This window comes from Streptococcus parasanguinis (assembly GCF_019929185.1).
GTDB classification, from domain to species: Bacteria; Bacillota; Bacilli; order Lactobacillales; family Streptococcaceae; genus Streptococcus; species Streptococcus parasanguinis_O.
In genome coordinates this window covers 1-13,223 of the sequence record NZ_JAHZPC010000012.1, presented here as the reverse complement: position 1 = coordinate 13,223, position 13,223 = coordinate 1, and the positions used below count along the sequence as shown (strand labels likewise).

Annotated in this window: 14 protein-coding genes and 1 pseudogene; all 15 read left to right on the top strand. The window is 39.8% G+C overall.

The window, feature by feature from the left end; genetic code table 11:
• Positions 1 to 45: 45 nt before the first annotated feature.
• The 15 genes and pseudogenes from K1I56_RS07660 (at position 46) to glpK (ending at position 13,119) form a co-directional block, all read left to right on the top strand.
• On the top strand, positions 46 to 1,794 hold the full coding sequence (locus K1I56_RS07660; RefSeq protein WP_223325671.1) for a glycoside hydrolase family 13 protein: 1,749 nt from the start codon (positions 46 to 48) through the stop codon (positions 1,792 to 1,794).
• An 82-nt stretch (positions 1,795 to 1,876) separates the two neighbouring features.
• Positions 1,877 to 2,416 carry an RDD family protein gene (locus K1I56_RS07655; protein ID WP_223325670.1) on the top strand — a complete coding sequence of 180 codons (540 nt, stop codon included), beginning with the start codon at positions 1,877 to 1,879 and terminating at the stop codon, positions 2,414 to 2,416.
• A gap of 60 nt (positions 2,417 to 2,476) precedes the next feature.
• Positions 2,477 to 2,920 carry an 8-oxo-dGTP diphosphatase gene (locus tag K1I56_RS07650; protein ID WP_223325669.1) on the top strand — a complete coding sequence of 148 codons (444 nt, stop codon included), beginning with the start codon at positions 2,477 to 2,479 and terminating at the stop codon, positions 2,918 to 2,920.
• Positions 2,921 to 3,141: 221 nt separating this feature from the next.
• Entirely contained in the window at positions 3,142 to 4,002 is an 861-nt protein-coding gene (locus tag K1I56_RS07645; RefSeq protein WP_155199502.1) for a MerR family transcriptional regulator, read from the top strand.
• 150 nt (positions 4,003 to 4,152) lie between these two features.
• On the top strand, positions 4,153 to 4,464 hold the full coding sequence (locus K1I56_RS07640; protein WP_223325668.1) for a hypothetical protein: 312 nt from the start codon (positions 4,153 to 4,155) through the stop codon (positions 4,462 to 4,464).
• A 151-nt stretch (positions 4,465 to 4,615) separates the two neighbouring features.
• Positions 4,616 to 5,338, top strand: coding sequence for an Ltp family lipoprotein (locus K1I56_RS07635; RefSeq protein WP_223325667.1), 723 nt, complete (start codon positions 4,616 to 4,618; stop codon positions 5,336 to 5,338).
• Between the two features lie 107 nt (positions 5,339 to 5,445).
• Positions 5,446 to 5,718, top strand: coding sequence for a hypothetical protein (locus K1I56_RS07630; RefSeq protein ID WP_223325702.1), 273 nt, complete (start codon positions 5,446 to 5,448; stop codon positions 5,716 to 5,718).
• 158 nt (positions 5,719 to 5,876) lie between these two features.
• Positions 5,877 to 6,599 (top strand): Ltp family lipoprotein, encoded by a 723-nt coding sequence (locus K1I56_RS07625; protein WP_223325666.1) that lies wholly within the window; start codon positions 5,877 to 5,879, stop codon positions 6,597 to 6,599.
• 201 nt (positions 6,600 to 6,800) lie between these two features.
• Positions 6,801 to 7,688 (top strand): DUF4300 family protein, encoded by an 888-nt coding sequence (locus tag K1I56_RS07620; RefSeq protein WP_223325665.1) that lies wholly within the window; start codon positions 6,801 to 6,803, stop codon positions 7,686 to 7,688.
• A gap of 3 nt (positions 7,689 to 7,691) precedes the next feature.
• Positions 7,692 to 8,105, top strand: a complete 414-nt coding sequence (locus K1I56_RS07615) for a hypothetical protein (RefSeq protein WP_223325664.1) — start codon at positions 7,692 to 7,694, stop codon at positions 8,103 to 8,105.
• 67 nt (positions 8,106 to 8,172) lie between these two features.
• A pseudogene (locus K1I56_RS07610) lies at positions 8,173 to 9,024 on the top strand (CbrC family protein).
• A 61-nt stretch (positions 9,025 to 9,085) separates the two neighbouring features.
• On the top strand, positions 9,086 to 9,841 hold the full coding sequence (locus K1I56_RS07605) for a CPBP family intramembrane glutamic endopeptidase (protein ID WP_223325663.1): 756 nt from the start codon (positions 9,086 to 9,088) through the stop codon (positions 9,839 to 9,841).
• Positions 9,838 to 10,593, top strand: coding sequence for a CPBP family intramembrane glutamic endopeptidase (locus tag K1I56_RS07600; RefSeq protein WP_223325662.1), 756 nt, complete (start codon positions 9,838 to 9,840; stop codon positions 10,591 to 10,593). The genes K1I56_RS07605 and K1I56_RS07600 overlap by 4 nt, the downstream gene beginning before the upstream one ends.
• Positions 10,594 to 10,751: 158 nt before the next feature.
• A complete protein-coding gene (locus tag K1I56_RS07595; RefSeq protein ID WP_070665947.1) occupies positions 10,752 to 11,423 on the top strand; it encodes an ankyrin repeat domain-containing protein in 672 nt (223 codons plus the stop codon).
• A 187-nt stretch (positions 11,424 to 11,610) separates the two neighbouring features.
• Positions 11,611 to 13,119 carry a glycerol kinase GlpK gene (gene glpK / locus K1I56_RS07590; protein WP_223325661.1) on the top strand — a complete coding sequence of 503 codons (1,509 nt, stop codon included), beginning with the start codon at positions 11,611 to 11,613 and terminating at the stop codon, positions 13,117 to 13,119.
• Positions 13,120 to 13,223 lie beyond the last annotated feature (104 nt).

Here is a 13,223-nt window from a genome sequence, read left to right as displayed (position 1 = left end):
AAAACGGTAAATGATGAAAAGAGAGTATAGTAGGAGACAAGACAGATGGAATTAACAGCGATTTATCACCGGCCTGAATCGGAGTACGCCTATCTTTATAAGGATGGCCAGCTCCATATTCGCATCCGGACTAAGAAAGAGGATATCAAACGGATTGTCTTGCACTATGGGGATCCCTTTATTTTTATAGAGGATCTTTATGAGGCAACTAAGGAAATGGACAAGGTGACGACAGACGACCTCTTTGATTATTGGCAAGTGTCGGTATCGGTTCGCCATGCACGGATCCAGTACCTCTTTGAATTAGAGTCCACGGCGGGAGAGAAGGTCTTGTATGGGGATCGGGGTGTGGCAGCCTACAACAAGGAGAATTTAGACTTTGTCATGAACGGCTTTAAGCTTCCCTTTATCCATGAGATTGATGGGTGTGCTGTTCCAGATTGGGTGGCGCAGACGATTTGGTATCAGATTTTTCCTGAGCGCTTTGCCAATGGGAATCCAGCCATTTCCCCAGAAGGCGTCCGCCCTTGGGATGCCTCTATTGCTCCTCAAGTATTGGATTTCTTTGGTGGAGATTTGCAAGGCATTACTGATCATTTAGATTATTTGCAGGAGTTAGGGATTACAGGGCTCTACCTTTGCCCGATTTTCGAATCGCCAAGCAACCACAAGTACGATACCATTGACTATTTTGAAATTGATCGGCATTTTGGTGATAAGGAGACCTTCCGCCAGCTAGTGAAAGAGGCCCATGCGCGTGGGATGAAGATTATGCTGGATGCCGTCTTTAACCATATTGGTTATGATTCACCCCAATGGCAGGATGTGGTCAAATACGGGGAGGATTCGATTTACAAGGACTGGTTCCATATCAAAGAGTTCCCTGTCTCCTCAGAAAATCTGTGGAATAGTCGCGACTTGTCTTACCATGCTTTTGCCTTTGCGGGCTTTATGCCTAAGCTCAATACGGCTAATCCTGAGGTGAAGGCCTATCTCTTGAAGGTGGCGACTTACTGGATTGAAGAGTTTGATATCGATGCTTGGCGACTGGATGTGGCCAATGAGATCGACCATCAATTCTGGCGGGATTTCCGTAAAGCGGTCTTGGCCAAGAAGCCGGATCTCTATATCCTCGGGGAAATCTGGCATTCGTCCCAACCTTGGCTCAAGGGCGATGAGTTCCATGCGGTGATGAACTATCCCCTCTCTGAAAGTATCAAGGATTATTTCCTGCGGGGGCATAAGGAGACGCAACGCTTCATTTGGGAAATCAATAGCCAGTCCATGTACTATAGGCAACAAATCTCTGAGGTGATGTTTAACCTCTTGGACTCCCATGATACAGAGCGCATTTTGACGACGGCCAAAGGCGATCTTCAGTCTGTCAAGTCTGCTATCGCCTTCCTTTATCTGCAACGGGGTACGCCATGTATTTATTATGGAACGGAGCTAGCCCTCATCGGTGGTCCAGACCCTGATTGCCGCCGTGTCATGCCATGGGAGCGCGTGGCAGCTGATAATGACATGCTCAACTTTATGAAGGACTTGATCCAGCTCCGAAAAGAAGTAGCAGGCATGATTCAGTATGGCAAGGTTAGCTTGGAAGAAGTAGAGCTAGATGTAGTAGCAGTAGAATGGCAGCATGAAGGTAACATGCTCAAAGCCTACTTTAACCACTCCAAGAAAGACGTTGTCTTAGAAAGAGGACAGGCAGATCTGATCAGTCTTGGGAGCATCTCTGATGATCAATTGGTTATCCAACCAAATGGATTTGTTATTTATAGAGAAGATTAGTAAGAAAGAAGACTGAAATTGAGGTATTTCAGTCTTTTTTTATAAATGGTTTCTTTATTCGTACCCTTATATGATAATGGAGATGAGAAAGGGGGAGACGGTGATGAAGATGTTAGCAAACAATCCTATTTCGGTTAAAAAAAGAATGATAGAATTTCTATTCGATTATCTTTTCATTCTAGCTTATTTAGCCCTTCTGTTTATAGTTTCTATGCTTATTTACATCATATTTTTTAATGGTGTCCCAGAGTTTACAGAAATTCAGTCACAGTGGCTTGTATTTTTCACCTCTGTTTTGCCAATCACGCTCCTGTTCACATTCTTGGATTATAAAAATAATGGCAGTTTTGGGAAGGCAAAAGCGGGACTTGAACTGGTCTGCCAGAAAAAAACAGTGCAGGCAAGCTTGATTAGAAATGTCATCAAATTTTTACCTTGGCAACTCGGTCATATGGGCACGATTCATGGTTTCTATAGTAATTTTGATGTGTTATCCATTATCCTTTCTATTTCGGCGACTCTCCTTGCAGTTTTGCTACTGGCAATGACGATGTTTCGGAAAGATAAGAGGCATCTAGGAGATCTGATAGCCCATACGCAAGTCCAACCCAAAAAAGAATAGGGTAGAGATTGTTTATCCTATCCTTAAAGAAAAAGACAAACATAGTTAGGAAGTATTTGTATGAATGAGACTGTTGAGTTTACAAATCTTTGTATGGTAAGAGACGGCGATAGAGTTCTTGTTATTGATCGTAAAAAAGAAGATTGGCCAGGCATAACCTTTCCTGGTGGTCATGTCGAAGCGGGAGAATCATTTACGGAAGCAGTAATCCGTGAAGTGAAGGAAGAAACTGGCTTAAGGATAGCTTCTCCCCAGATTTGTGGAATGAAAGATTGGGTAGAAGACGGCATTCGTTATGTAGTTTTCTTTTATAAGACAGAAAAGTTTGACGGAGACTTAATATCCTCTGAAGAGGGGGAAGTCTGGTGGGAGGACCTGAAAGAATTGCCAAAACTAGACCTCTCCTTAGATATGGAGGATATGCTTCGTATCTTTCTTGAAGAAGATCTGTCTGAATTTTTCTACTACCAAAATGGAGAAGACTGGAAGTACGATTTAAAGTGAATTTGTATACTGATTCTTCTAATAATTAACTTGATAACTTTTTTTAGCAGTTAACCCAATGGTTGGCTGTTTTTCTTTTTATAAAAAACTGATATATTCGTGGAACCTTGTTATAATAAAGGAGGGAAGTAATAGGAAAATGATCGTCTTCTGTTTATAAGGTAAAGGTTGACATGCCCCTTGGGGACAGGAGTATCATATAGTAAAGGGGGTGCAAGATTATGTTAAGAAATGATATTCAAAGAATAACAGGTTTAACTCGAAAAGCACTAGAATACTATGAAGAAAAAGGTTTTATTCATCCTCGAAGACTAGAAAATGGGTATAGGGAATATTCGGAAAAGGATGTGGAGATTCTGAATAAGATTGCCTTGTTTAAAAAATTAGGGCTAAGCATAACAGAAATAAAGGACTGTCTGAAGTCAGATGGGGCTACTGCATCTAGTATTCTCAGAAGAAAAGAGCAAGAACTAGAAAGTGATGAGAAACGGAAAGTAGTGTTTGATCTCTATATAAAAGGTGCAGACACGGATCTGATCAATGAAAAACTTGCGGTCATCGAAGCTGAGGACTCCATTTATAAGAGACTCGAAAGAGCATTTCCAGGATACTTGGGGCAATGCTTATTTGCTGCCTATCAACCTTTTTTACAGGAGCCCTTGTCAAAAGGTGGAGAAGAAGCATTTAAGAAGTATATTCAGTATTTAGATAGCCTTCCAACCTTTGAGTTAAGCAGAGAAGAACAGGATTATGTTGATGAACTGAGTTCTAGTTTTAATATGAAGACCTTAAAAGAAGTTAATGAAGCTAAGATAGCTTCGGTAGAAAATTATGAAAAGTGGCATAATGAACATAAGGACATGATTTCTATCTATGATCGTTATTTGAACAGTGATGATTACAAAACAAGTCCAATGAAACACATTCAAGATCAACTGAAAACATTTTTGGTTGACCATCACTACTATGAACTCGCTATTCCGCTGATTAGACAATTTAGTAAGAGTTACGATCATTATTATAAAAAACTAACGGAGGCAAGTAACTATTACTTAAAACAAAAAGGAGATGCTCCACAATAAATGGAAGATAACTATACTTCATAAGATTTAACGACTAAAAGATAGAGTGAGGGATGACTTGCTCTTGCTCTATTTTTCAGTTCCTTTAGTTGTACTTTATCCTACATAGGTGTATAATGTGTCCTTAGATAAACAAATGAGGAATTTACTATGGAATTAAAAGATTTTACAGAAAAAGAACAAGAACAGATCAACCAAGGTTTGAGTACAGCTGAGATTTCTGATAAAGAAGCGGCGAAGAAGTTGCTCGCTTTAGTCCCGCAAGAATGGATCAAACGTATTCCATTCTTTGTCAGAGGGCATGCAACGACCAAGACAGTTGAGCGTGTATCCAAGCAATACCCTGAACTCTATGCCATGGCTAAACGTCAAGGGGACCTTCCTGAAAAAGAAGGAGAAGAGCTCCGCAAGATTATGACAGCTATCTTTGAAGAAAAGATGAACAAACACAAGATTAAATAATCCTTTATGATTTTTATCTCACAATTGAACGAGTGATTGCAGTTGAAAGATTGCAGTCGCTTTTTTATACATTGTATAATGACTTTTACATTAGTAAATAAAAATGAAGAATATTTCATGATATAATACTAATGAAAGTAGTTCAAGAGGAATGAAGGATTCCATTGGAGAAAAACAAATAAAGGTGTTCATTATGAGAAAATTTTTGACATTTATTTTTACGATGGTTGGAATGATGGTAGTATTTGTAGCTTTTATGGTATATAGTTATGAAAGAAGTTATAATGAATGGAAAAGTTCACGTTCAGGATCAAAAGTAACTTATCCTGTAGAAAACTACGCTTCTTCAAGTGATAGAAAAAATAAGGAAGATTTAAAATCATTAATGGAAATGTTTAAGCAAAGACTTTTTCCTATAACCTTACTAGAACCAGTAGATAAAGGGGCATATGCAAAAGCTAAATTTTGGTCAGAGAAATCTCCTTTATCGGAGCAGCAAATTAAAATTTATCTTACTAAGTATGACTCGTATACAGAGGATACTTCCCAGTCCGCTGTCAATAAGCTTAATATAGACTGGAAAGAGCGAGCTGTTTTAAGAGCAAAATCATATCAAAAGTTTCATTATTCAAAAGAATATTTAGTTTGGCAACTTGTAAATGATGATTTATTTACTCAAAAAGAGGCTGACTATGCTGCAGAACAAGTTCATTTCGATTGGAAGGAGAACGCTGTGAAAGAAGCGGAATCTTATGCAAACGTTAGCAAAATTTCGAAAGAAAAGATATTAGAAATACTTGTTGAAAATAGAAAATTTACTCAAGAGGAAGCGGAGTACGCAATAGAACATGCCAAAATAGATTGGGATGACTAAAATATAATAGTGATATGTTTTTATCTAAATGTTCTTCCATTACAAACAAATTTGTCAATAAAAACATTTTTAACTTTTAGAACTTTACAGAAAAAGAACAAGAACAAATCAACCAGGGTTTAAGTACTGCCGAGATTTCTTATAAAGAAGCAGCGAAGAAGTTGCTCGCTTTAGTCCCGCAAGAATGGATCAAGCGTATTCCTTTCTTTGTCAGAGGGCATGCGACGACTAAGACAGTTGAGCGTGTAGCCAAGCAATACCCTGAACTCTATGCCGTGGCCAAACGTCAAGGGGATCTTCCTGAAAAAGAAGGAGAAGAGCTTCGCAAGATTATGACAGGCATCTTTGAAGAAAAGATGAACAAACATAAGATTAAATAATCTTTTATAATACTTTGTTTTTTATCTCACAAATGAACGAGTGATTGCAGTTGAAATATTGCAGTCGCTTTTTATACATTGTATAATGACTTTTACATTAGTAAATAAAAATGAAGAATATTTCATGATATAATACTAATGAAAGTAGTTCAAGAGGAATGAAGGATTCCATTGAAGAAAAACAAGTAAAGGTAGTCACTATGAAAAAATTTGTTATATTTATTTTTTCGATTTTTGTATTGTTGATAGGAATGTTCGCTATTATGTATAATAGTTATATTAAAGCTTATGAAGAAGCTCATAATAATTCGAGTTATTCATGGACAAAAGAAACTTATCCTGTAGAAAAATACTCTACCTCAAGTGATGGAAATAAGGATGATTTAGAATCATTAATGAATATGTTTATGAAAAGACTATTTCCTCCAACTTTACTAGATCCAGATTATACATATGCATATGAAAAAGCTAAATCTTGGTCAAAAAAGCATTTATCGCAGCAGCAAATTAAAATTTATCTTACTAAGTATGACAGGTATTCAGAGGATGTTACTCAGTACGCTTTAAATAAGCTTAATGTAGACTGGAAAGAGCAAGCACTTTTAAAAGCAAAATATTATCAAGAGTTTCATTATTCAAAAGAAAAATTAATTGAACTACTTGTAAATCTTGATCTATTTACTCAAGAAGAGGCTGATTATGCCATAGAACAAGGTCATTTCGATTGGAAAGAGGAAGCTGTGAAAAAAGCGGAATCTTATGCAAACAGTGGCAAGATTACGAAAGAAAGGCTATTAAAAATACTTGTTGAATATAGAAAATTTACTCAAGAAGAAGCTGAGTATGCAATAGAACATGCCAAAATAGATTGGTCTGATTAAACGATAATTTTAATTTTGATTTTTGTAACATATTAAAGAGCTGGACAGTCTGCCAGCTCTTTTTTGTTACTTATAAACTTTTCTCATTTCGTAAAAAATAGTTGGAGCAAAGCTAGTTTTAAACTATAATAGAGGAAAAGGATTATCGATATGAAAAATTTATAGAACAAACATTTTAATCAATAGAGAAGGAACCAGTTTATGAAACCATCTAAAAAATTCATGCTCCTTACTAGCTGTGCCTTGGCGATCTTTGCTTTAGTGGCTTGTAGTAGCAACCAAAAGCAATACAAGGAAAAGCAGGCAAGTTCCACTGTACAGAAATCTAGTTCAGATAAGGAGCGCTACAAGGGAAGCTACAGCAACCTCAACAGCAAGGCGAGTGTCGAAGAAGTGCGGACTCTCTTGTCTGCTTATTTGGATCAGGACAGTGTAGATAAATTTTTGGGTCTGGTAACGGACTATGATAATATCGTTGGATCTGTTGGCTTGACGGGTGACTTCAGCAAGTTCAAGAAAACAGACTACAATGTCGAGAAGATCAGTGACTTGTGGACCAAGCAGAAGGGCGATTTCGTCGGGACCAACTGCCGGATCAATAGTTATACCTTGCTGAAGAATCGCATCGGGATTCCTAAGATGAAAGCGGATAGTGAACTCTTGTTCGTGGACAATGATGCCATTGACAAAGGGAAGATCTTCGATGAGTCAGACAAGGAAGCTTTTAACATTCTGTATTCACGAGTTCCGACAGAAGCGACAACGGATGTCAAAGTCCATGCCAAGAAGATGGAAGAGTATTTTTCTCACTTCAAGTTCAATGAAAATGCCCGCATGCTTTCCGTTATCGTTCATGATAACCTAGACGGAAATACCCTTTTTGTAGGGCACGTCGGTGTCTTGGTTCCTGCAAAGGACGGCTATCTCTTTGTTGAAAAGCTAACCTTTGAAGAGCCTTACCAAGCCATCAAATTTGCGACCAAGGAAGATGTCTACAAATACTTGGAGACTAAATACCAAGATTACACCGGTGAAGGTCTAGCTAAGCCTTTTATCATGGACAATGAAAAATGGGTTGAAATGAAATAGAGGATGAAGGGTAGCGTGTTAGAGTTTAGAAAGATGATGATGTATACTCCAATTCTATATGTACTAGTTTTCTTGCTCGTTTCCAGTCTTCTCCTTTTCCTGAGAAGAAGGGCAATTGTGAGACGTAGCGGCGGTCCCTTCTTTGCTCCCTTCCATATTAATCGTGGGGTCTTCTACATTCATGTGTCTCTGTGTTTCAGCCGTCGCAGGATCCCACTGAAAGAAATCAAGCAAATCACGTATGCAATTTTTCGTGGTCGCGCCGGTGGTGGGAGTCGCTATGCTTTCTATATCGAACTCAGAAATGGAAAGACCATTCCCTTCTTTTTTGGTAAAAGTAAACAGAATGAACTGTTGGTTGAAAAACTCAAGCAAAATGCTGGTAAGTATGGGTTTAAAGTACATTTTCAACGCTAGAATACAATCACCTGAAGGAAACAAAACTAGGATTTGATTCTCTGTAAAAACGAAAGTGAGCAATTCTATGAACGATTCTATGAAAGAATATATCCACTTAAAAAAGCAGTTCCAAGCGCAAGATAAGGATTCATCTAGCGTGCTGGCTCTCTATGAATTTGCAGATCGGCTGACCTTACTGGAAACTCCAGAAGCTAAGCAGGTCTTGGTGGATGTGTATCAGGAGTTGGGCTTGTATGCCAGTGCCTTTGCTCTCTTCTCAGAGCTAGTAGACAAGTCTGATCGCAAGCAAGTTAAGAAACTTTTCAACTTAGAAAAGATGAGTCTAAGTCATGGAGATCGCTTTGCGCTCTCTCGTCCCTTGACCGAAAAAGAAAAAGAGGCTCATAAGGAGAAAGTCAGTGAATTGCCAACCTTCCGCTATCATCCGGATCCACTAGGGACGGGTGCCTTTAAGGAAGGGGAGCCTAAGACCTGCCCTTCGTGTGGGGAAGACCACACCATCTATTATGCTCTGAGACCTTATTGTGTAGAAGAGCTAAGATATCTCTGTCCAACTTGTATTTCTACTGGTCGTGCTGCCCAAAAGTTTGAAGCAGAGTTTATCCAAGATGCTGATTGGCAAGGGGTCATGGATAAGGAAAAAGACCGGGTCCTATTCTGTCAAACTCCTGGCTATAGCAGCTGGCAGGGCGAATATTAGCTCTCTTGTTGCCAAGACTACTGTGCCTATCTGGGGACAGTTGGCACTCGTGAACTGGAAGAAATGGGCATTGCAGAGCAAGTCTTGGAAGAATATGAGGCACGTGATGAATTTCAGGATGTAGCTGAATACTTAGTCAAGGATGGTTCTATGTGTGGCTATCTCTTTCGATGTCTACACTGTGAACAATACCATCTTTGGGTTGATGCGGATTAGGGGGATGCTCCAAATCTAATAGAGTCATGAACTAGATGAAAGAATAGAAAAGGAATCACGAATGAGTAGAAAGCAAGCCCTATCTATGTATTTGTTAGGGACCTTTGGTCAAGTATTCGGAGTCAGCCTTTTGGTTTGCTTTTTAAGAGTAGGAGGAGTGAAGGTTGATTTTACATCACCAATGGGGATCATCGCTGTTATTGTAGGTGGGTTGTCATCAGCTTTGTGGGGCAGTCTTGCAAGCATTAGTTACCATCAATCTAGTTTCAAACAACTTCTCAAAGATTTTTTTCAAGTCAAAGACAGTTTAGCAAATTATTGTTTGGTGCTTGTTTTCTTGCTGCTCGACTTTTTCCCATTTATCTTAGGTGGTAAGATTACCACTCAATCGTTGGTCTTGCCAGTGGTGCTCTTTTTCAAGGCTCTTCTTTTTGGTGGGATTGAAGAAATTGGCTGGCGTTATTTCTTTCAACCAACTTTGGAGGAAAAAATACCTTATCTTTCAGCTACTTTGATCACCTTTTTAGCCTGGTCTAGCTGGCATTTGTTATACTTCTACATTGATGGTTCTTTAGCTGTCATTCAGTTGTTTCCGTTTCTAGTTGGACTGCTAACTAACTGTTTTATCTTATCGGCCTTGTATCATAAAACGCAAAATTTATGGATCTGTGTCATGACCCATGCCTGTATTAATTCCTTGTCTCAGATTATAGTGAATGAAGATGGATGGCTATCTCTAGTCAGTAAAATTCTTATTATTAGTTTAGCAATCATGATTGCAAGAAAGAAGTATATAACTCTAAAGGAGGAAAAATGAGCAAATTTATTTCAAAACAATCAGTCGCTATCTGGTATGCACTGACTGCCCTCCTTGCTACTTTTCTAGTAGGGCAAGTTATCTTATGGTGTTTCCCAGATAGGACTAGTATGGGGGCGTCGCTCCTGTTTATCCTAATGAACTTGATTCCCATGATTGTGGCTGCTGTCTTTTCTCTGGTGTTGAGTGAAGTCAACTCCTTGGGTGAATTTTTCAAAAAGGTCTTTCTTCAAAAAGAAAGTTCCCTATCTTGGATCCTAGCTTTCTTCATCCCCGTCATCTATTATGGGATTTCCATCCTGCTTATGAACGTTCGCTTTACTGGGAACTCCCTCTTGGCCTTCTTCCTTTATTTCCCCTGGACCTTATTATATGGAGGCCTAGAAGAAGTCGGTTGGCGTTGGTTTTTACAAGATCATCTTTCCTTTAGTAAGCACTTTATACCTAAAATGATGGTTCTTTCCATTGTCTGGTTCCTCTGGCATATTCCTATCTATCAACTCCCTTGGATTACAGCTGGCTCGTCCAACTATCTCATCTTTTACCTGATGATTTTAGGGAATACCTTCCTATTTGGAGCACTTAGGGAGTACTCGAAAGGAGCTGTCCCTTGTATCCTCGCTCATATGCTAATTGATAGTCTGGCTGTCCTTATGCTGGTTCAAAGTTCTCTTCCTCAGATTATCCTTCTGGTTAGTTTCGAAATCCTAGTAGCCTCTTGGCTGGTGGCTGCACGAAAATCAGAGAAATAGAATTGTACCTCTTTCGGTGGGAGTCTGTCATCTTTAGCCTTTAGGACTTAAATGTAGAGTCCATAAAATGCTATAATCAGTTTAACGAAGAACCTAGCGATAGGATCAAAGTATCAACACAGTGTTATTCTTATCTATAATGAGAGAGGGGGAAAACCATGCAAAAAACCTTTCAGTTGTTGCGAAGAGGAGATCTAGAGGGAGTTCGTCAGATATTGGATAAAAAGCCTGAAGAAGTCAATGCTGTTTCGGGTGACAAACCTAAAAGAGATCAGGGACAGTCGCTCCTTCAAGTCGCTATCAAATCGGGACATTTAGATATTGCAGACTTACTCATTGATAGAGGGGCAGATCTTAACTTTATCGAAGAGCCGACAGAGCTGAATCCGTTTTGTCAACCAGTCCTCCAAACAGCGGGTGGTAGAGCTGTATTTGACTGCAGGCGCATGATCAAACGTTGGAATGGCCAATATGAGATGTATTCGTCTAAGGAAAAAGCTGACAAGTCTTTCAAGGTTTTTGAGAAAATGTTGGAACTTGGGGCCGATATCTCTCAGAAGGACAGCCATGGTGGGACTTTGTTGCAAACTATTTTAATTGAAACCAAGGAAGTGCTGCCATCTTATTATTGGAAAACAAAAGAAACAAGCGATAATGTCCTCATAACGGATGAATTACGTCATGATTTAAATCGTATTTATGATCTATTAATTCGTTACGGTGTGACTGCGGACGAAATAGCGGTCTATCAGAACATTCCTCTTAAAGAACTTTACCAAGACAGCCCTACCATGGAGTTCTTAAATCGGTTAGATCAGAGCAGATCTTGATAAGCATTTGAACTACTAGTTAAAAGAGCCTCAGGGCTCTTTTTGCTTGGTCTGATAGAGCTGGAAGTACTAGGAAAATGTTAGATCGAATTTTCTTTAAAAAATGGATACAAATCCATGATGAAATAGAGTATACTAGTTGATGAAAGAACAAGATTTTTAAGTACCTAATTCAGGAGGGCAGTTTATGTCTCAAGAAACTTTCATCATGGCGATTGACCAGGGAACCACTAGTTCGCGGGCTATCATTTTTAATAAAAAAGGCGAGCAAGTCAGCTCTAGTCAAAAGGAATTCACTCAGATTTTTCCGCAGGCTGGTTGGGTGGAGCACAATGCCAATGAGATTTGGAACTCGGTTCAGTCGGTGATCGCTGAGGTCTTTATCGAAAGTGGCATCAAGCCAAATCAAATAGAGGCGATCGGCATTACCAATCAACGGGAGACGACAGTTGTTTGGGATAAGAACACAGGCCTTCCTATTTACAATGCCATTGTCTGGCAATCTCGTCAAACTGCTCCACTGGCTGAAGAACTTAAAAACCAAGGCTATGTAGAAACCTTCCACCAAAAGACAGGTCTAGTCATTGATGCCTACTTTTCAGCAACTAAAGTTCGTTGGATCTTGGACCATGTAGAAGGGGCGCAAGAGCGTGCGGAGAAGGGCGAATTGCTCTTTGGAACCATTGATACTTGGCTGGTCTGGAAGCTGACGGATGGAGCTGCCCACGTGACAGACTATTCCAATGCAGCCCGGACCATGCTCTACAATATCAAGGAACTGAAATGGGACGATGAAATCTTGGACATTCTCAACATTCCTAAAGCCATGCTTCCTGAGGTGCGTTCAAACTCTGAGATTTATGGCAAGACAGCTCCTTTCCATTTCTACGGTGGACAAGTTCCGATTGCGGGGATGGCAGGAGACCAGCAAGCCGCCCTTTTTGGTCAATTGGCTTTTGAACCTGGTATGGTTAAAAATACCTATGGAACTGGATCCTTCATCATCATGAATACGGGTGAAGAGATGCAGTTGTCAGAAAACAACTTGCTGACGACGATTGGTTATGGGATCAATGGCAAGGTCTACTATGCCCTTGAAGGATCGATCTTTATCGCTGGAAGTGCCATTCAATGGCTCCGTGATGGCCTGCGTATGATAGACAATTCACCTGAATCTGAGGTCTATGCTTTGAAGTCCCAGAACCAGGATGAAATCTATGTGGTCCCTGCCTTTACGGGTCTTGGAGCACCATACTGGAACCAAGAAGCGCGTGGTTCTGTCTTCGGACTTACCCGGGGAACAACCAAGGAAGACTTTATCAAGGCAACCCTTCAATCCATTGCCTATCAAGTACGCGATATCATCGACACCATGCAGGTAGACGCCAAAACTCCTATCCCTGTTCTAAAAGTAGACGGAGGAGCAGCGAAAAATGATTATTTAATGCAATTTCAGGCAGATATTCTTGGAATTGCAATTGCTCGCGCTAAAAACTTGGAAACAACAGCCCTAGGAGCAGCCTTCCTAGCAGGTCTGAACGTAGGCTATTGGAAGGACTTGGAAGAATTAAAATCACTTCATGGAGCAGCCCAAATCTTTGAACCAAAAATGGATGAAACTCGCAAAGAGAAATTGTACAAGGGGTGGAAGAAAGCAGTCAAAGCCACTCAAGTATTTGCAGAGTCTGATGACTAAAGGGATCAATCAAATGAATAGTTTATGAGAGAGAGTGGGACAGAAATCGGTAATTCGTTAGAATTCGATTTCGTCGTCCCACCTCCGCACAGTTGAGTAGGGCT

Bases quoted from the DNA above. Each gene is read 5' to 3' on its own strand.
- K1I56_RS07620 (WP_223325665.1), top strand. From the start codon at position 6,801: ATGAAACCATCTAAAAAATTCATGCTCCTTACTAGCTGTGCCTTGGCG.
- K1I56_RS07605 (WP_223325663.1), top strand. From the start codon at position 9,086: ATGAGTAGAAAGCAAGCCCTATCTATGTATTTGTTAGGGACCTTTGGT.
- K1I56_RS07625 (WP_223325666.1), top strand. From the start codon at position 5,877: ATGAAGGATTCCATTGAAGAAAAACAAGTAAAGGTAGTCACTATGAAA.
- glpK (WP_223325661.1), top strand. From the start codon at position 11,611: ATGTCTCAAGAAACTTTCATCATGGCGATTGACCAGGGAACCACTAGT.
- K1I56_RS07615 (WP_223325664.1), top strand. From the start codon at position 7,692: ATGAAGGGTAGCGTGTTAGAGTTTAGAAAGATGATGATGTATACTCCA.
- K1I56_RS07640 (WP_223325668.1), top strand. From the start codon at position 4,153: ATGGAATTAAAAGATTTTACAGAAAAAGAACAAGAACAGATCAACCAA.
- K1I56_RS07645 (WP_155199502.1), top strand. From the start codon at position 3,142: ATGTTAAGAAATGATATTCAAAGAATAACAGGTTTAACTCGAAAAGCA.
- K1I56_RS07655 (WP_223325670.1), top strand. From the start codon at position 1,877: ATGAGAAAGGGGGAGACGGTGATGAAGATGTTAGCAAACAATCCTATT.
- K1I56_RS07660 (WP_223325671.1), top strand. From the start codon at position 46: ATGGAATTAACAGCGATTTATCACCGGCCTGAATCGGAGTACGCCTAT.
- K1I56_RS07595 (WP_070665947.1), top strand. From the start codon at position 10,752: ATGCAAAAAACCTTTCAGTTGTTGCGAAGAGGAGATCTAGAGGGAGTT.
- K1I56_RS07635 (WP_223325667.1), top strand. From the start codon at position 4,616: ATGAAGGATTCCATTGGAGAAAAACAAATAAAGGTGTTCATTATGAGA.
- K1I56_RS07650 (WP_223325669.1), top strand. From the start codon at position 2,477: ATGAATGAGACTGTTGAGTTTACAAATCTTTGTATGGTAAGAGACGGC.
- K1I56_RS07600 (WP_223325662.1), top strand. From the start codon at position 9,838: ATGAGCAAATTTATTTCAAAACAATCAGTCGCTATCTGGTATGCACTG.